Below are 17,531 nucleotides of genomic sequence, written 5' to 3' on the forward strand. Positions count from 1 at the left end.
TATGACAACGGAAATAAAATTACCATTTGATAAGGAATATGTTAGTTCCTTTTCAAAAGATATGGGCGAGCCGGCATGGCTGACAGAACTCCGTCTAAATGCGCTTGCAAACGCGGAAAACCTGCCAATGCCAAAGCCTGATAAAACCAAGATAGATAAATGGAACTTTACACAGTTTGAAAAGCACATCGTTGGAAGCGAAGATTTTTCTTCATTAAACGACCTTCCTGAGGATGTCAGAAATCTGATTGACACTGAAGCCGGCGATCAGAACCTATACATTCAGCGTAATAATAGACCAACCTATTTGGCTGTTTCTAAAGAGTTGCAGGAAAAAGGTGTTATTTTCACAGATATCTTTACGGCGGCAAGAGAACATGGCGACCTGCTTCAGAAGTATTTTATGAAGGACGGCGTCAAAACGGATGAACACCGTTTAACTGCATTGCACGCGGCACTTTTTAACGGCGGAGCGTTCTTGTATATTCCGAAAAACGTGGAAGTTTCGGCGCCTATTCAGGCTGTATATATTCATGATGATAAAGAAGCCAACTTATTCAACCACGTATTGGTTGCAGCTGATGATAACAGCTCTGTGACGTATGTAGAAAACTATGTTTCTACAGTTGAGGAAGCAAACGGCATATTCAATATAGTTACAGAAGTAATTGCCAATGCAAATGCAAGCGTTCAGTATGGTGCTGTTGACACACTTGCTAAAGGAACAACAGCTTATGTGAACCGCCGTGGTGTTGCAGGACGTGATGCCCGCATTGAATGGGCTCTTGGCCTCATGAATGATGGCAATACAGTATCTGAAAACACAACCAACCTTATTGGAGACGGGTCTTTCGGAGACACAAAAACAGTTGTTGTAGGTCGCGGGGAACAGACTCAAAACTTTACAACGAAGGTTGTTCATTTCGGAAAGAATTCTGAAGGATACATCTTAAAGCATGGTGTTATGAAAGACTCTGCATCATCCATCTTTAATGGAATCGGCAAAATTGAGCATGGAGCTTCTAAGTCAAATGCTGAGCAGGAATCACGCGTACTGATGCTAAGCGAAAAAGCCCGCGGCGATGCAAACCCTATCCTATTAATTGATGAAGATGATGTAACAGCAGGACACGCAGCTTCAGTTGGCCGTGTGGATCCATTGCAGCTTTACTATCTAATGAGCCGCGGTATCTCGCAAAAAGAGGCAGAGCGTCTTGTTATTCACGGCTTCTTAGCGCCAGTTGTGAATGCTCTTCCTATCGAAGGGGTTAAAAAGCAGCTGACAGCCGTTATTGAAAGGAAAGTAAAATAATGAATGCCCGTGAGATTCGGCAAATGTTTCCCATTCTGGACCAGGAAGTCAATGGAAAGCCTCTTGTTTATTTGGACAGTTCCGCTACTTCCCAAAAACCTGTTCCGGTGATTGAAGCGCTTGACAAATACTACCGGGAATACAACTCGAATGTTCATAGAGGAGTCCATACCCTGGGTACTAGAGCGACTGATGGCTATGAAGGCGCCCGGGAAAAGGTGCGTAAATTCATTAACGCTAAATCGACTGAGGAAGTTATTTTTACAAGAGGAACAACAACTGCACTCAATACTGTAGCAGCAAGCTATGGGCGTGACAACCTGAACAAAGGCGATGAGATTGTTATCTCTTATATGGAGCATCACAGCAATATCATTCCCTGGCAGCAGGTAGCAAAACAAACGGGTGCCACCTTAAAATACCTTCCTCTTCAGGAAGATGGAACAATATCTCTTGATGATGTTAGGGAAACTGTGACAAGCAATACGAAAATTGTGTCTATCATGCAAGTATCGAATGTACTTGGTGTGATAAATCCAATCAAGGATATTGCGAAAATTGCCCATGAAAATGGAGCAATCATGGTTGTAGATGGTGCACAAAGTGCTCCACATTTGAAAGTTGATGTTCAAGACCTGGATTGTGATTTCCTTGCTTTTTCCGGCCATAAGATGTGCGGCCCTACAGGCATTGGTGTTCTGTATGGAAAGAAAAAGCATCTTGAAAAAATGGAGCCGATTGAGTTTGGCGGTGAAATGATTGACTTTGTAGGCCTTTATGAATCAACTTGGAAGGAGCTTCCCTGGAAATTCGAAGGCGGTACGCCAATTATTGCAGGTGCGATTGGATTAGGAGCAGCCATTGATTTCCTGGAGCAGATCGGCCTGAATGAAATTGAAGCCTATGAGCATAAACTGGCTGCATATGCCTTGGAAAAAATGTCTGCTATAGACGGAATGACCATATATGGTCCAAAAGAAGCGTCAAAGCGCGCCGGAGTAATTACTTTTAATATAAATGTTGTCCATCCTCATGATGTGGCTACTGTATTGGATGCAGAAGGAATTGCAGTCCGGGCCGGCCACCATTGTGCACAGCCGCTGATGAAGTGGCTCAAGGTGTCGGCAACTGCACGTGCAAGCTTCTATCTGTACAATACGGAAGAAGATATTGATAAGCTTGTTTCAGGGCTTGTCAAAACAAAGGAGTATTTCAGCGATGTCTTCTAAAAATTTAGATACCCTTTACCGCCAGGTTATAATGGATCATTATAAAAACCCTCGTAATAAAGGGGTACTTGAAGATGACAGCCTGACGATCAATATGAATAACCCTACTTGCGGAGACCGGATTCAATTGACGCTGAAGCTTGAAGATGGCAAAGTGGCAGATGCGAAGTTTGAAGGCGAAGGATGTTCCATTTCCATGTCCTCGGCTTCCATGATGACTCAAGCCATCAAGGGCAAAAATATTGAAGAAGCATTAAAGCTTTCCAAAGTTTTCTCAGACATGATGCTGGGAAAAGAATATGATGAAGACGACCTGGATCTTGGCGATATCGAAGCTCTCCAGGGAGTTTCCCAATTCCCTGCCAGAATCAAATGCGCTACATTGGCATGGAAAGCAATGGAAAAAGGCGTTAGCACGGAGAAAGAAGAACAGGAATAAATCAATCAAACGTTTGATTAAAAATTTTTTCATCTGCCTTGTGTGCTAAAATATAATGAAATGATGGGGTGTGAAGACCCTTTCTCATACGAATGGAGGAATACGACGATGGCAAAAAAAATGCCTGAGATCGGCGATTACAAGTATGGTTTTGCCGATAAAGACGTTTCCATTTTCCGATCAAAACGCGGTTTGACAAAAGAAATTGTTGAAGAGATTTCAAAATTGAAGGAAGAGCCACAATGGATGCTTGACTTCCGTTTAAAATCATTGGAGCATTTCTATAACATGCCTATGCCGCAATGGGGCGGAGATTTAGCGTCATTAAACTTTGATGAAATTACGTATTATGTAAAGCCTTCTGAAAAAACTGAACGCTCTTGGGATGAGGTTCCAGACGAAATTAAACAGACATTTGATAAATTGGGTATTCCTGAAGCAGAGCAGAAGTATCTTGCAGGTGTTTCTGCCCAGTATGAATCAGAGGTTGTTTACCATAACATGCAGGAAGACCTTGAAGCGAAAGGAATTGTGTTCAAAGATACCGATTCCGCTCTTCGCGAAAATGAAGATATTTTCCGTGAGCATTGGGCAAAGGTTATCCCTCCAACAGATAACAAATTCGCTGCATTAAACTCAGCGGTTTGGTCTGGCGGATCGTTCATTTATGTTCCTAAAGGGATTAAGGTTGATACGCCGCTGCAGGCATATTTCCGCATTAACTCTGAGAACATGGGGCAGTTTGAGCGTACATTAATCATTGTTGATGAAGGCGCACATGTACACTATGTAGAGGGCTGTACAGCACCTGTTTACACAACAAACTCACTTCACAGTGCGGTTGTTGAAATCATCATTAAAAAAGACGCATACTGCCGTTATACAACCATCCAGAACTGGGCGAACAACGTGTTTAACCTGGTTACGAAGCGTGCTGTTTGTGAATCAAACGCAACAATGGAATGGATTGACGGAAACATCGGTTCAAAACTGACAATGAAATATCCGGCAGTTATTCTTAAAGGGGAAGGTGCACGCGGCATGACCCTTTCCATTGCATTAGCAGGTAAGGGACAGCACCAGGATGCAGGTGCGAAAATGATCCACCTTGCACCAAACACTTCTTCGACGATTGTATCGAAATCGATTTCCAAGCAGGGCGGTAAAGTAACTTACCGCGGAATCGTTCACTTCGGCCGCAAAGCGGAAGGTGCACGTGCCAACATCGAGTGTGATACTTTAATCATGGATAACCAGTCAACTTCAGATACGATTCCTTACAATGAAATCCTGAACGACAACATCTCTCTTGAGCATGAAGCGAAGGTTTCAAAAGTATCAGAAGAACAGTTATTCTATCTAATGAGCCGTGGAATCTCAGAGGAAGAAGCAACAGAAATGATCGTAATGGGCTTCATCGAGCCATTTACGAAAGAACTTCCAATGGAATACGCAGTAGAGATGAACCGCCTGATTAAATTCGAAATGGAAGGTTCTATCGGTTAATAAATATTTTATGAAAACCCGTTTACCGGCCATGGTAAGCGGGTTTTTTAATGGTAAGAGGCTGAGAAGGGCAGAAACTGTTTAAATTTTGGAAAATTAATGATTTAATTGCTAAAGTGAAGATATAACCCTTTGTGAAAAACGGTTTTAAATTATTATTCTTAAAATACTTATGGCAAAAAAACGGAGGTGTTTTAATGATTATTATAGGCGTAACAGGGTGGGGCGACCATGATAGCCTTTATACAGGCAATATATCGCCGAGAGATAAATTAAAGGAGTACGCCGGCCATTTTCCAACTGTCGAGGTGGACTCTGCTTTTTATGCGGTGCAGCCAAAGCGCAACTCTTCCAAATGGGTAAAAGACACACCTGAATCTTTTCAATTCATAGTAAAAGCCTACCAGGGCATGACCGGCCATCAGAGAGGCGAAATCCCCTTTGAAAGCAAAGAAGAAATGTTTGCAGCTTTCAAGGACTCATTAGAGCCTTATATCCAATCCGGCAAGCTGGCTATGGTGCTGTTTCAATTTCCGCCATGGTTTGACTGCAAAAAAGCCAATGTCGACTATCTTCGCTGGTGCAAAGGGCAGATGGGGGATATCCCTTGTGCCCTGGAATTCAGACATCAATCCTGGTTTCGACCGGAGTTAAAGGAAAGTACATTAAGATTTATGAGAGAAGAAGGCTGGATTCACAGCATCTGTGACGAGCCGCAAGCCGGTGAGGGTTCTGTTCCAACTGTCCTGGAATCAACCAGTCCTGATAAGGTGCTTGTTCGGTTTCATGGCCGGAATTTTCATGGCTGGCAGAAAAAGAATGGAGATAACTGGCGAGAGGTCCGATATCTTTACCGCTATAACGAAAAAGAACTGGCTGAATGGGCAGAACATCTAAAACAACTTGAGAAAAATTGTAAAAATGTATTCGTCGTCTTCAATAACAACTCTGGCGGTGACGCTGCAGACAATGCTAAACAAATGATCGGACTTCTTGATATCGAATACCAGCAGCTCGCTCCCAGACAGCTTGATTTATTTTAAGCGATGCCAGGCACTTTCACCCTTTTCCTTGTCCTCACATATTGTGTTAATGGAAAAGGAAAGGAGTGGCGGCAAGTATGATTGATTTAAAACCGATTGATATAGATGGCCATACTTTTTTGAGTGTATCGGTGCAATTGCCGAAGACCAATCTGCTGGTGGTAACGAATGATAAAGGGTATATCATGTGCGGCGCCCTTGATGTAGCTTTGCTGAATGAGAAGCTTAAGGACCGCAAAGTAATTGCCGGCAGGGCGGTCGGCGTAAAAACCATAGAGCAGCTGTTAAATGCCCCCCTTGAATCTGTCACATTTGAGGCAGAGGAACTGGGCATTGTTAAAGGGACGATAGGAAAAGAAGCACTTCTTAAAATGATCTAAAGGCATGCCTTGACAGGGCTGTCTTTTTTATTGGATCTATATTAAGAGCTTACTTCGGACATAAATTTTTTTAATACGGGTTATCCGCACATAAAGTATTTTATCCGAACATAAAAAACGGTTATCGGCACATAAATTTTTTTATCCGCATGTAAAAATTGGCTATCCGCACACAAAAAACATAAATTGAAGAAAAAATCTCCCTGGAATGAAGGCGAGCACCCTATGTTATCCTTAAAAATCAACTTTCATAAAAAATTAGAGAGCATCGGCCAATGCCGGAATTTTGTCGTATAATGTAAATAAAACCAAATTATACCCGAAATATAAAGTAGCACTGAAAAAAGGATATGGGAGATACATATGAGATTAGCAGCAACCAATACAATTGAGACTGGCAGCGTTTTGGCCAAGGCAATATATAATGACAAGGGTCAGGTCCTCTTGCATGAAGGTGTGGAGCTGGCTGATAAATTGATACATAAATTGCAGGAAATGGGTATTACGTATGTGTATATCAGGGATTGGCGCACTGAAGATATCCAATATAAGGACCCTCTGTCTGCCAAAATGCGAACGATGGCTATCCAAACCATAGAATCGGTTCTGAAGGAAGTAGGAGCAAATAAAGATTTATCAGGCTCTTTAGTGATTGAGAAAGCCTCTAAACGGCTATCAGGGCTAATTCGTCAGCTAATCGATGAAATAAGGGGAAATAGAGAGCTGCTTACGATCTTATCAGATGTTTATACATATGACCACTATATTTTCACACACTCCCTGAATGTAACCCTTTATTCTCTGGCAATCGGGATGAAGCTTCAGCTCCTGCCAAAGGAACTTGAAATCCTGGGGCTAGGTGCTATTCTCCATGATGTAGGAAAAATGAAGGTGCCGGCAGATATTCTTTTGAAACCGGGTAAATTGACAGTGAAAGAATTTGAATCAATAAAGAAGCACCCTGAAGATGGATTTAATATATTAAGAAAAGTAGAGACGATTCCGCTCCTTGTTGCACATTGTGCCTTTCAGCATCATGAGCGTTTGAATGGTACCGGCTACCCGCGCGGCCTTGAGGGAGACGAGATACATGATTTCGGCAAGATTATTGCGATTGCCGATGTGTTTGATGCAGTAACATCTAATCGCATTTACAGACAGGCTATGCTTCCGCATGAAGGTCTGGAGATTTTGTATGCAGGGGCAGAAAAGTTATTTGATAAGAGGATAATCGAAGTTTTTCGTCAAGCGGTCGCTGTATATCCTGTGGGTGTTACAGTTGAGCTGAATGATGGCAGGAAAGGCGTTGTCTGCCGGCAGAACGCGGGTCTGAGTGATAGGCCTGTCATCCGCATACTTGAAGAAAAGGGCAGGAATGTCGAGCCATATGAAGCAGATTTGAGGATTGAATTGAATTCTGTCATTATAGGATGCGATACGACTTTTGTACAACAATAAACTATTTTGGATTTTTGAGCCTAGTTCCCTCCTTTACAGCATACATATAGCTTGTAAAGGGGGGATTTGTTTTGGCAAAATTTCGCGGCCGGCTGCCCCGGAAAGGTCCTCTGCCATTTCGCTATGTATTTCTATTGACCTTTATATTTTTCGTCATCTCAACTGCTGCCGGCCTATGGATTATCAACGAAGGGCTTAAGCCCACACTTATGAGCTATGCCGATTCACAGACAAGGAAAATCGCATCATTGGTGATAAACAATGCGATTAATAAAAAAATTACCAATGTGATGGATTTGGAAGATATGTTTGAAGCAAGTGAAAGCGGTGTTGTCAGCATCAATGTTGAAAAGCTGAACAGGGTCAAAGCGGAAGTAACCGAACTGGTTCAGGATAATATTAAGAAAGCGGAAAAGGGCGATTTGGATGCTTTGGAGTCCTTTACAGACGTGGAAATCAACACGGAACAAATGGAGAATACAAATGGAATTGTTTATTATGTGCCGCTTGGCCAGGCAACCAATAATGCGCTTCTCGGAAACTTGGGTCCCCGGATACCGGTAAAATTTAATGCAGTGGGCTCTGTTACCTCCAATTTTATAACTGAAACAAAGGATCATGGCATTAATAATGTTGAAGTAAAGGTTCTGGTACGCCTGGATGTGCAGGTTCAAATCATTATTCCTTTTGCCACCAAAATTATCACTGTACAGGAGGATGTGCTTGCCGCTTATGGTATTTACCCAGGAAAGGTCCCGCAATTTTATAATGGCGGAGGGGGCACCTCACCATCAATAGAAATACCGGCCGGCCAATAACACTTGCAAATAGATTAGTATTTTGATAAAATTTCAATATAATTTCATAAAAACCTTATCATATCCGATGGGGTAGAGGCGCAAGATTCAAGAGTACGCTGTGCGAGGATGACAACTAAGACCGCAGCCGAAAGGGAATGTTGCCGAAGCATGATTAGTGAGTCAGAACTAATCTTGCTGGGGTTACTTCGAATAGGAGTAACACTGTCATTATGAGGGGAAAGTATGAATATACTTTGTCAAAGCCTTCATAATGGGGAGCTACAGATCGTGATGGAGAAACTAATTACTTCAAAAGAGTAATGATAGATTTTTCTCTATCGTTACTCTTTTTTTATTTTGACTCTGTCATCATCCTTGTTGTTTCCCCTACGAAAAGCGGAAGGCGCCCGCTTATCGGCGCCTGTAGCTGGACACCAATCAAATTTCAGAGGAGGACAAGTAATGGCAAACACGATTTTCTCCCTGCTTCCGCCTTTGGTAGCAATCGCCATGGTTATCCTGACCAGGCGTGTATTGCTGTCATTGGGAGTGGGAATCGTAACAGCCGCACTATTGCTGGCTGAATTTAGCATCACAGAAACATTCAGCATCATTTGGGATGCTGTAAAAGGAATTTTTGTTTCAGACGGAGAGCTGAACACCTGGAATGTATATATTATTTTATTCTTGCTTGTATTAGGAGTTATTACTGCATTTATATCTATTTCAGGCGGAAGCCGCGCATTTGGAGAATGGGCGATGAAGCGGGTCAAGACCCGTGCAGGCGCACAGATTGTCGGAGCTGTTTTAGGTATTATCATATTCATTGACGACTATTTCAATGCTCTGGCAGTCGGACAGATTTCACGTCCGATTACTGACAGGCAGCGCGTTTCCCGTGCGAAACTTGCCTATTTGATTGATTCGACTTCAGCACCTGTTTGTGTGGTTTCACCAGTATCAAGCTGGGGAGCTTACATCATTGCGCTGATTGGAACTATCCTTGCTGCCCATAATGTTAGCGAGTATTCAGCTTTCTCGGCATTTATTCAAATGATTCCAATGAATCTTTATGTATGGGCTACACTTGCTATTGTGTTTATTGTTGCAATAAGGGGCATCGAAATTGGGCCAATGAGGGTACATGAGAAGCGGGCAGTTGAAGAGGGACTTGTAATGGATCCTGAGAAGCCTGCACCTGGTGAGCTTAAAGACGACCTTCCAACAAGTTCAAAAGGATCAGTCGGAGATCTTGTGTGGCCGATTATTGCCCTTGTCATTGGTACAGTTGGTGCGATGCTTTGGACGGGGTCACAAGCGGTTGAAGGAAATGCGACGATCCTGCAAATTTTTGAAAACACAGATGTATCGAAGTCACTTATCCTTGGCGGCCTCGTAGGTCTAGTGGTTTCAATGGGATTATTCTTCCGTCAGGCCTTTGTTTTGAAAGGTGTTAACGCAAATGTTTTTGGCAAAGGGGTATGGGAAGGCGTAAAATCCATGCTTCCAGCTGTTTATATCTTGCTGTTTGCCTGGGCGATTGTTGATCTGATCGGCCGTCTGGAAACTGGAAAGTATTTGGCAGGTATTGTGGAAAGTTCCAATATGAGCACTTCATGGCTTCCGCTTTTACTTTTCCTCATCGCGGGAATTATGGCATTCAGTACTGGAACCTCATGGGGATCTTTCGGCATCCTGCTTCCGATTGCTGGAGACATTGCTGCTGCAACAGATATCGCGCTGTTATTGCCGGTTATGTCAGCGGTCCTTGCCGGAGCGGTTTTCGGAGATCATTGTTCACCTATTTCCGATACAACGATTCTTTCCTCAACTGGAGCAGGGTGTAACCATATAGACCATGTGATGACGCAGCTTCCATACGCCTTGATTTCAGCGGGTATCGCAGCTGTTGGTTATTTAATCGTCGGGTTTACTGGAAGCACTGCTATCGCATTACTCACAGTGGCTGTTCTTGTTGCGGCATTTGCTTTCGTTGGCCGTGGCAAAAAAGAAGCCTGGCAGGAAAATAAGGCTAGTTAAAACCTATAGAAAAAGGCTTTCTCTTTGAGAAAGCCTTTTGGTGTTCATCCATCATATTAAAGAGGTCCCCCGGAAGGGACCTTTTTAATTATAGGTTGTCATTATTTTTTCTATTAAGAGAACGATTTAAGTCTTCATCGTCAGTAACATATTCTTGGCCGCCTTCTAGATGCACTTCTTCTTTCTTGAGGTTTTCTTTAACCTGCTGGGTTTCCTGAACTTCCCGTTTGCCTACGACAATTTCTTCGGTGACAACAGGCCTTTTGGAGACTTCTACACGCTCTTCTGTAATTGGGATCCTGATTGTTTCCTCATCTGATATAGGTGATGTGCTTGCACCAGTTGGATCATCCACTCTTCTTCTTTCTACATACACTTCTTCATGCTCTACCGGTACATTAATTGCTTTTTGTTCTTCCACAACATCTTTATGGATTTCAACTTCTCCGGCTTGAACACGTTCTTTTGACACATCCAGCTGTTCTTCCCGAAGTTTTAATGATTGTTCATCTTCTTCAGCGGGATTCCTCTGCTGGCTATATCCCCCATTGTAAGTGCTGTCCACATTGGCTTCAGCAGTTCCGGCATTGGTAAAGCCTGTTGCAGTATCCATTCTATCACTGTATAAAATGATTTTTCCCTCGTTTACATAAGCTTCATACTTGCGTGCTTCATCATCTGACATGCCCAGTTCCCTGAACTTTTCACCTGCAGAGTCGCTGCTCATGCGATCATCATCAAACCATGATGCCAGACTATTTAAGAATCCCGCGCTCTCGCTGCTGTCTCTATCTTTAGTCTCGAAGGTCTCTGTATGAACACCGGTTTTATCTTCAAGAGACGTATCCAGGTGTTCTGTCTGTCCAATGATGGATAGATCCTGAACAGGGTATCCGTCATTCTGCAGTTCTTGAATGGCATTTACTACTTCCCTTTGTGAATTATAAACTCCGATAATATTGGCATCCATTTGTAAAAACCTCCTTTGTAGTGCTTTATGCTATATTTGGTAATGGTTAAGCACATTGATTATATTCCCGGGTCTTAGAAGAGCAAACAAGGTTAATTTTGGCATCTTACCAATTTTATTTTGAATTTTCTGAATAAAAAATGAAAGTTTTTAGCTTTTAAGAATAAATTTTACTAAGGGGGTGAGGACAAAGAATATATTGATCAGCTTTGGTGGAATAACTCCTGGCCGAGTTGAATTCTAATGATAATTAAAATACGAGTATACTAATTTTTTATGTGCTTTACTCTGGCAATGTACTAAAATAAATTATTTCGAAAAATAATACTATTAGGAAAATAATGTTTTGACAGATTATCAAAAACTAGCTATACTAGGCTTAGTTAGATTTAATTATCTGAAAATATAAAAAGTTCCCATTGTTCTTTTTAATTGGGAATATTTACAGGGGGTAGTAATTACTATGGAGAATCGTCCGCAGTGGGGATCCAGAGCTGGCTTTATAATGGCAGCAGTGGGTTCTGCAATTGGTCTAGGAAACATTTGGCGTTTCCCTGCAGTTGCATATGAAAATGGAGGGGGAGCATTCTTTTTTCCGTATTTATTTGCTCTGCTGACAGCAGGTATACCGCTTCTGATTATGGAATTTACAATTGGCCATAAGTATCGGGGTTCAGCACCACTGTCTTATGCTAGATTAAGTAAAAAATACGAATGGTTAGGCTGGTGGCAGGTAGCCATCTCATTTGTCATTTCAACATATTATGCGGTTATTATCGCATGGGCGATGTCTTTCGCAGGCTTTTCGTTTAATCTCAAATGGGGTGACGATCCAAACGGATTCCTCTTTGGAGAATATTTGAAGCTTTCTGAAACGCCAGGAGATATTGGCGGGATTGTCCCAGGAGTTTTTATTCCGTTAGTTATTGTTTGGGCAGTAACACTTGGCATCCTGTTCAAGGGAATTAAAAAAGGCATCGAAATCGCGAACAAAATCTTTATTCCTGTCCTTGTAGTTTTATTTTTAATTATTGTTGTTCGCGCATTGACGCTTGATGGAGCTATTGCCGGCTTGGATGCATTCTTTAAGCCGAACTGGGAGATGATTGCAGAACCTAAAGTTTGGGTTGCGGCATATGGCCAGATCTTCTTTAGTTTATCAATTGGATTTGCCATCATGGTAACATATTCAAGCTACCTTCCTAAGAAAACGGATCTGACAAACAGTGCTTTCATTACAGGTTTTGCAAACTCTGGATTTGAACTTCTTGCAGGGATCGGAGTTTTTGCCGCATTAGGATTCATGGCTGCACAGCAGGGTGTGGGTATTAATGAAGTTGTATCATCCGGTGTAGGATTAGCATTCGTGGTATTCCCGCAAATCATTAACGAATTCCCTGCTTTAAATGGGTTATTCGGGTCTTTCTTCTTTATCTGTTTAACACTGGCGGGCTTAACTTCGCTAATTTCAATTGTTGAAACATTTGTTGCCGGAGTACAGGATAAGTTTAATGTATCACGTAATAAAGCTGTTCTTGTTGGCGGCGGTTTATCTGCTGTTATTTCCATCCTTTTTGCTACACAGGGCGGTTTATACTTCCTTGATGCAGCTGATTACTTCATTAACCAGTTTGGAGTTGCTTTGGCAGGACTTGTCCAGGTTGTAATTGTTGGATGGGTTTTAAAAGAATTGAAAAATCTTCAAAACCATGCAGATGCTGTTTCCGATATAAAACTTGGGGCATGGTGGAAAGTGTGTTTAATTGGAATTACACCAATCGTGCTTGGTTATATGATGATTCAAAACATTATTACGAATGTTAAAGATAATTATGAAGGATATCCTACAAGCTTCCTGCTCTATTCAGGATGGGGAGTAGCAATTGGAGCCATTATCTTAGGCTTTGTGTTTATGGCAATTAAAAAGAACGAAACACAGACTAAGCTTACGATCCCAAATGATAAGGAGGTATCTCAATAATGTCTGGTGGCGCAATTACAATGATGGTGGTTGGGATGCTCATTATCTGGGGCGGTCTGGCAGCAAGTATAATGAATGCAGTATCTAAAGCTAAAAAAGCTAAATAATAAATAATAAATAATGAAGGACTGCCTGGTTAAATAGGCAGCCCTTTATTTATGTTTATTTTCTTCTTGCTTTTATCCGATCCTGTCTTTCCCATAATCTTAAATGAGGATATGGATCATAGGACCACTCAGTATAGCCATTGTCTTTGTATATGCCATAATGGAGATGGGGAGGGAATTTACCTGATGTACCCGGAGGCCCGTAGCCGGAGCTTCCTACCCCTCCTATCATCATCCCGGGCTCAACGATTTGCCCAACTTTCAGATCTTTTGCAAATCCGCTTAAATGGGCAAAGTAATGATAGTTATTATTAATATCACGTATGCCGATTCTCCATCCTCCATATTTGTTCCAGCCTTTCATTTCCACTATTCCATAAGATGTAGCCCGGACGGGCACCCCGTAATCAGCGAAAATATCTGTTCCTTCATGAATCCGCCTTCCTCCCCATCCTCTGGCGTCACCCCAGGTATTTCTGTAGCTGTAATTGCTCCTCAAAGGGACAGGGAAGGTGTGATCATCAAGATCAAGGCGGCCGAACTGCTTATAAATTTGGGCTTTGCCGATAATGATGCCGACAGCTTTATCGCGTTTATAATAATTCCACAATCCAATTTTTAAATTATCATGGTCTGTACCATATGAGAGAAGGAATTTGGCAAAGGAATGAAGAACATCTTCATCACTTTTCAAGCTGGCTTTTCCGTCCCCGTCCCCGTCCATTCCTATTCCATTGAAAAATTGTATGGATGTAGGATTCTCATCGGATGGATCTGGGTTCAATATTCCCGCCCACTCTTCAGGTTTGAAATAGATGCCTGTAATGCCTTCTGCTTTGGGAATATCCCTTCTGGACTGCCGGACATTCCGTTCATACTGATCAATCCCCGCAAGGTAATACCAGGGGATGTTCGTAACAGCTTCAACTTTTTTATATAAGGTCATTCTTTGTTTATATACATCAGCTTGATTTTCTTGGGCGCTGACTGTGCATAAGGAAATCAGAAATAACGATAAGGCCGCAGCTGCGGTAAATAATATCCGCACGGAAATCCTCCCTTCTTTTATGGTCTGCTTATTTAGTTTGTGAGGAATGGATAATTTAATAAATATCAATTAATGGTAATACCAGAATCTTCGGCTTGTCCTCTTCAATTCATTATGATAAAGTGGCATCAGGTGAAGCCTAATCAGCTTAGTCGGAATTTGCTTATGACAGGCTTTTTTAATAGGCAGGAATGTATTAATTCTGAAGTCAGATAACTGTCTGGCTCCAGCGCCTACCCCCTCGAGGCCTCAAGCCAAGGGAAAGGCGCTTGCGCCTTTCTTTCCGTCTAGCTTCAGTTTAAGGAGTGGGAAAATGAGCAAAAAAGAAGAGTACTTGCGCAAGCCTGAATGGCTGAAAATAAAGTTAAACACAAATGAAAATTATACTGGCCTAAAAAAAATGATGAGGGAAAAAAATCTGCATACTGTTTGTGAAGAGGCTAAGTGCCCCAACATTCATGAATGCTGGGCAGTAAGAAGAACGGCCACGTTCATGATTCTTGGGGATGTTTGTACGCGTGCCTGCCGTTTTTGTGCTGTCAAAACGGGCCTGCCAACTGAATTGGATCTTCAGGAGCCGGAACGCGTAGCAGATTCCGTAGCGCTAATGAACTTAAAGCATGCAGTGGTAACAGCTGTAGCAAGAGATGATTTAAAGGACGGCGGTGCTGCTGTTTTCGCAGAAACGGTCCGTGCCATCAGAAGAAAAAGCCCGTTCACTACGATTGAAGTATTGCCCTCAGACATGGGCGGTGTGTATGATAATCTGAAAATGCTTATGGATGCCCGGCCTGATATTCTTAACCACAATATCGAAACAGTTGAGCGCCTGACTCCAAGAGTAAGAGCGCGTGCAAAATATAAGCGCTCTCTTGAATTTTTAAAGCGTGCAAAAGAGATGCAGCCAGATATTCCTACAAAATCCAGCTTGATGATCGGGCTTGGCGAAACAAAAGAGGAAATAATTGCGGTAATGGATGATCTGCGTGCCCATGATGTTGATATTATGACAATAGGGCAGTATCTTCAGCCATCCAAGAAACATCTTAAGGTTTTGAAATACTATTCACCTGAAGAATTCCAGGAGCTGAAGGACATTGCAATGAGCAAAGGATTCAGCCATTGTGAAGCAGGCCCGCTTGTCCGCTCTTCCTATCATGCTGATGAACAGGTAAATGCGGCATCTAAACAAAAGCAGCTTCTGGGAGAAAAGGAAATCCAGGAAGCATAAGATAAAAAAAAGAGTTCAGCGCCATCGCTGGACTCTTTTTTCATACTGCTGAATGATTAACGGTTACCTGCTTTCTTGACGTTTTCCCCAAGATCATCTTTATCCATATCATCGTTTCTTTCGCCTTGCATTTCACCGTTTTCATTTTCACTTTCACTCATTCTTTCTCCTTGAGGAGAATTAAGCATTTGTTTAATTAACTGGTTAATGCCATTTTCAGCATTACGTCCATCAGAATCAACTGTTGCATAGTTTTCAACATTTTTCCTTAATGAAGTATCATCACTTACATAGACATGATACCATCTTGGGACTACAGACATAGCCATCTTCTTCACCTGATCAGCTGTCTGATTGCGATTTTTTGTGTCAGTGTTATACACGATCAGGACTTCTTCATCTGTTACAAGAGTTGAAATATCGTCCACGTTCGGAACTTCAGTACAATATTTTCCGATAATATCTGCAACCTGCTCACGGTCAATGGCAGCATAGTGATCCGCTGAAACGTTGTCTCCCATAATTGGGCTTTTTTGATGGCGCACATATCCGAAGTCTTCACCGGTATTGTTTCGGCCGTTTCGCCCATTGCCCATATCCCTGTTGTATAAATCAGCACGCTGGTCATTTACATTTATGGTGTGACCGGTTTCTTCATAGATATCTTCTTTTGCGGCATTGTTTTGACAGGCAGTCAGTGCAGCCATGCCGCTAATGCCAAGAATGATTAGTGATTTTTTCACTATAAACACCTCCTCATCTATAGAATTGCCACTGCTGAATTTTTTTCTCTTAGTAATTGATGGGGAATCAGTTATAATTTAATTAGGACAAATATTGGTTTGTTTTCATATCCTGTGATTTCCAATATAATACTGGTACATATGCTTTTTAAGTTGAGGTGAATAAATTGGTCTGCATTAATAATATCTGCTATGAAGTGATTCAGGAAGAACGGGATGGTTTTAATGAGGAAGCATTTCGCGGGAGATACAGCGAAATTTTATCCAGGTATGACTATATTGTTGGCGACTGGGGATATGGTCAGCTTCGTCTCCGCGGCTTTTTCGATGATCAGAACCAAAAGGCTTCATTTGATACAAAAATAAGTACTCTGACCGAGTATCTTTACGAATTCTGTAATTTCGGATGTGCCTATTTTGTTGTGAAAAAAGTGAAAAGCTAAAAAGGGCAGGGGGGTAACCCTGCCCTTTTTTTGATGCTGCCTGCCCTTTGTTGGTGTACGCTTTTTTAAGTCTCTGTATATGGCGGTTCTTCATTTTTATCAGGGTCATCATGCGGCGGATGCGCCCCTGGCATTTGCCTCGGCAAGTTCTGATGGAGGGACTTGAACTCATAATTGAAGGCACTGTAATAGCGCTGGCCCTCCTGCCATGGGGTGCTTTTGTTCTCTACCGGCTCATCCGCATTTCTGGGAGAGCCATAGGCACCTTCAGGCAAGTCCTCGGGAATAAGGAAATTCCTTTGCGTTTCCACATTTGAGAAATCGGTGTATGTGCGTCTTTCTTTATCGTCCATGCTATCACTCCTTAGGAAGTTTATATGCAGCAGGGTCTTTAAAGAAAAAGGAGAACCCACAAAATAGGTTCTCCCTTAGTATCTGTTTATTATCGTATATTAAACGATTTCCATGAGAAATGACTTAAGCTCCTCTGCATCTTCCTCAGAAAGCTGAAAAACATGCTCAAGATAGCCTTCTTCCTTTAAATCATCTTCTCCAATAATGGCAAATCGGCTTCCCTGGATATCAAGGACCAATTGTTTGCCGTAATAGCGATCGGAACGAACAATAGCCAAATCGAATCGCTGGTTTTCTCCCATAAAGCTGACAAATCTGGTTTTTGTTTCTTCGAGATCATCATATAAGAAAAAGCGTTCTGCCAAATATAACACTCCTCAGTTGTTTTATATACCGATTATAGCATGTCCTTGTTGGGTTTATGTTCGAAGGGGATGAATCTTTTTA

At 42.0% G+C, this 17,531-nt stretch carries 18 protein-coding genes and 1 riboswitch; of the genes, 13 read left to right on the top strand and 5 right to left on the bottom strand.

Annotated features, from left to right (window positions below):
- Position 1: 1 nt before the first annotated feature.
- The 9 genes from sufD (at position 2) to MKY20_RS07140 (ending at position 10,207) form a co-directional block, all read left to right on the top strand.
- A complete protein-coding gene (sufD, locus tag MKY20_RS07100; RefSeq protein ID WP_009331731.1) occupies positions 2–1,312 on the top strand; it encodes a Fe-S cluster assembly protein SufD in 1,311 nt (436 codons plus the stop codon).
- A complete protein-coding gene (locus tag MKY20_RS07105) occupies positions 1,312–2,541 on the top strand; it encodes a cysteine desulfurase (protein ID WP_251175025.1) in 1,230 nt (409 codons plus the stop codon). The genes sufD and MKY20_RS07105 overlap by 1 nt, the downstream gene beginning before the upstream one ends.
- Complete coding sequence (gene sufU / locus MKY20_RS07110) at positions 2,531–2,980, top strand: Fe-S cluster assembly sulfur transfer protein SufU (RefSeq protein WP_009331729.1); 450 nt, start codon at positions 2,531–2,533, stop codon at positions 2,978–2,980. The genes MKY20_RS07105 and sufU overlap by 11 nt, the downstream gene beginning before the upstream one ends.
- A 108-nt stretch (positions 2,981–3,088) precedes the next feature.
- Positions 3,089–4,486, top strand: coding sequence for a Fe-S cluster assembly protein SufB (gene sufB / locus MKY20_RS07115; protein WP_009331728.1), 1,398 nt, complete (start codon positions 3,089–3,091; stop codon positions 4,484–4,486).
- 197 nt (positions 4,487–4,683) lie between these two features.
- The gene (locus MKY20_RS07120) at positions 4,684–5,529 is read left to right on the top strand and encodes a DUF72 domain-containing protein (protein WP_009331727.1); all 846 of its coding nucleotides are present in this window, start codon (positions 4,684–4,686) and stop codon (positions 5,527–5,529) included.
- A gap of 77 nt (positions 5,530–5,606) precedes the next feature.
- Positions 5,607–5,909 carry a YunC family protein gene (locus MKY20_RS07125; RefSeq protein ID WP_009331726.1) on the top strand — a complete coding sequence of 101 codons (303 nt, stop codon included), beginning with the start codon at positions 5,607–5,609 and terminating at the stop codon, positions 5,907–5,909.
- 363 nt (positions 5,910–6,272) lie between these two features.
- Positions 6,273–7,367 carry an HD-GYP domain-containing protein gene (locus tag MKY20_RS07130; protein WP_009331725.1) on the top strand — a complete coding sequence of 365 codons (1,095 nt, stop codon included), beginning with the start codon at positions 6,273–6,275 and terminating at the stop codon, positions 7,365–7,367.
- A 71-nt stretch (positions 7,368–7,438) separates the two neighbouring features.
- On the top strand, positions 7,439–8,185 hold the full coding sequence (gene yunB / locus MKY20_RS07135; protein ID WP_009331724.1) for a sporulation protein YunB: 747 nt from the start codon (positions 7,439–7,441) through the stop codon (positions 8,183–8,185).
- 65 nt (positions 8,186–8,250) lie between these two features.
- A riboswitch (Lysine riboswitch) is annotated at positions 8,251–8,457 on the top strand.
- A 172-nt stretch (positions 8,458–8,629) separates the two neighbouring features.
- Positions 8,630–10,207, top strand: a complete 1,578-nt coding sequence (locus tag MKY20_RS07140; RefSeq protein WP_341000854.1) for a Na+/H+ antiporter NhaC family protein — start codon at positions 8,630–8,632, stop codon at positions 10,205–10,207.
- An 88-nt stretch (positions 10,208–10,295) separates the two neighbouring features.
- Here MKY20_RS07140 and MKY20_RS07145 read toward each other — a convergent pair whose 3' ends face one another.
- Positions 10,296–11,177, bottom strand: coding sequence for a YsnF/AvaK domain-containing protein (locus MKY20_RS07145; protein ID WP_251175027.1), 882 nt, complete (start codon positions 11,175–11,177; stop codon positions 10,296–10,298).
- 463 nt (positions 11,178–11,640) lie between these two features.
- On the opposite strand from MKY20_RS07145, the gene MKY20_RS07150 reads away from it, so the two are divergent.
- Together MKY20_RS07150 and MKY20_RS07155 are read left to right on the top strand one after the other, a co-directional pair.
- On the top strand, positions 11,641–13,158 hold the full coding sequence (locus tag MKY20_RS07150) for a sodium-dependent transporter (RefSeq protein ID WP_251175028.1): 1,518 nt from the start codon (positions 11,641–11,643) through the stop codon (positions 13,156–13,158).
- Complete coding sequence (locus tag MKY20_RS07155) at positions 13,158–13,265, top strand: methionine/alanine import family NSS transporter small subunit (protein WP_019382719.1); 108 nt, start codon at positions 13,158–13,160, stop codon at positions 13,263–13,265. Before MKY20_RS07150 ends, MKY20_RS07155 begins: the two co-directional genes overlap by 1 nt.
- 55 nt (positions 13,266–13,320) lie before the next feature.
- Here MKY20_RS07155 and MKY20_RS07160 read toward each other — a convergent pair whose 3' ends face one another.
- Positions 13,321–14,313 carry a M23 family metallopeptidase gene (locus tag MKY20_RS07160; protein WP_009331719.1) on the bottom strand — a complete coding sequence of 331 codons (993 nt, stop codon included), beginning with the start codon at positions 14,311–14,313 and terminating at the stop codon, positions 13,321–13,323.
- 313 nt (positions 14,314–14,626) lie between these two features.
- On the opposite strand from MKY20_RS07160, the gene lipA reads away from it, so the two are divergent.
- Positions 14,627–15,544, top strand: coding sequence for a lipoyl synthase (gene lipA / locus MKY20_RS07165; protein WP_192907833.1), 918 nt, complete (start codon positions 14,627–14,629; stop codon positions 15,542–15,544).
- 56 nt (positions 15,545–15,600) lie between these two features.
- Here the strand turns inward: lipA and MKY20_RS07170 are convergent, their stop codons facing one another.
- The gene (locus tag MKY20_RS07170; protein WP_009331717.1) at positions 15,601–16,287 is read right to left on the bottom strand and encodes a YhcN/YlaJ family sporulation lipoprotein; all 687 of its coding nucleotides are present in this window, start codon (positions 16,285–16,287) and stop codon (positions 15,601–15,603) included.
- Positions 16,288–16,454: 167 nt separating this feature from the next.
- On the opposite strand from MKY20_RS07170, the gene MKY20_RS07175 reads away from it, so the two are divergent.
- On the top strand, positions 16,455–16,730 hold the full coding sequence (locus MKY20_RS07175) for a YutD family protein (protein WP_009331716.1): 276 nt from the start codon (positions 16,455–16,457) through the stop codon (positions 16,728–16,730).
- Positions 16,731–16,795: 65 nt separating this feature from the next.
- Here MKY20_RS07175 and MKY20_RS07180 read toward each other — a convergent pair whose 3' ends face one another.
- Positions 16,796–17,083 (bottom strand): hypothetical protein, encoded by a 288-nt coding sequence (locus tag MKY20_RS07180; RefSeq protein ID WP_009331715.1) that lies wholly within the window; start codon positions 17,081–17,083, stop codon positions 16,796–16,798.
- Positions 17,084–17,182: 99 nt separating this feature from the next.
- The gene (locus tag MKY20_RS07185) at positions 17,183–17,449 is read right to left on the bottom strand and encodes a DUF3055 domain-containing protein (RefSeq protein WP_009331714.1); all 267 of its coding nucleotides are present in this window, start codon (positions 17,447–17,449) and stop codon (positions 17,183–17,185) included.
- Positions 17,450–17,531 lie beyond the last annotated feature (82 nt).

It is taken from the genome of Cytobacillus sp. FSL W8-0315, assembly GCF_038002905.1.
Classification (GTDB): domain Bacteria; phylum Bacillota; class Bacilli; order Bacillales; family Cytobacillaceae; genus Cytobacillus; species Cytobacillus pseudoceanisediminis.

Excerpts from the sequence above, each read along its gene's own strand:
- sufD (WP_009331731.1), top strand. The coding sequence starts at position 2 with ATGACAACGGAAATAAAATTACCATTTGATAAGGAATATGTTAGTTCC.
- MKY20_RS07105 (WP_251175025.1), top strand. The coding sequence starts at position 1,312 with ATGAATGCCCGTGAGATTCGGCAAATGTTTCCCATTCTGGACCAGGAA.
- sufU (WP_009331729.1), top strand. The coding sequence starts at position 2,531 with ATGTCTTCTAAAAATTTAGATACCCTTTACCGCCAGGTTATAATGGAT.
- sufB (WP_009331728.1), top strand. The coding sequence starts at position 3,089 with ATGGCAAAAAAAATGCCTGAGATCGGCGATTACAAGTATGGTTTTGCC.
- MKY20_RS07120 (WP_009331727.1), top strand. The coding sequence starts at position 4,684 with ATGATTATTATAGGCGTAACAGGGTGGGGCGACCATGATAGCCTTTAT.
- MKY20_RS07125 (WP_009331726.1), top strand. The coding sequence starts at position 5,607 with ATGATTGATTTAAAACCGATTGATATAGATGGCCATACTTTTTTGAGT.
- MKY20_RS07130 (WP_009331725.1), top strand. The coding sequence starts at position 6,273 with ATGAGATTAGCAGCAACCAATACAATTGAGACTGGCAGCGTTTTGGCC.
- MKY20_RS07140 (WP_341000854.1), top strand. The coding sequence starts at position 8,630 with ATGGCAAACACGATTTTCTCCCTGCTTCCGCCTTTGGTAGCAATCGCC.
- MKY20_RS07145 (WP_251175027.1), bottom strand. The coding sequence starts at position 11,177 with ATGGATGCCAATATTATCGGAGTTTATAATTCACAAAGGGAAGTAGTA.
- MKY20_RS07150 (WP_251175028.1), top strand. The coding sequence starts at position 11,641 with ATGGAGAATCGTCCGCAGTGGGGATCCAGAGCTGGCTTTATAATGGCA.
- MKY20_RS07155 (WP_019382719.1), top strand. The coding sequence starts at position 13,158 with ATGTCTGGTGGCGCAATTACAATGATGGTGGTTGGGATGCTCATTATC.
- lipA (WP_192907833.1), top strand. The coding sequence starts at position 14,627 with ATGAGCAAAAAAGAAGAGTACTTGCGCAAGCCTGAATGGCTGAAAATA.
- MKY20_RS07180 (WP_009331715.1), bottom strand. The coding sequence starts at position 17,083 with ATGGACGATAAAGAAAGACGCACATACACCGATTTCTCAAATGTGGAA.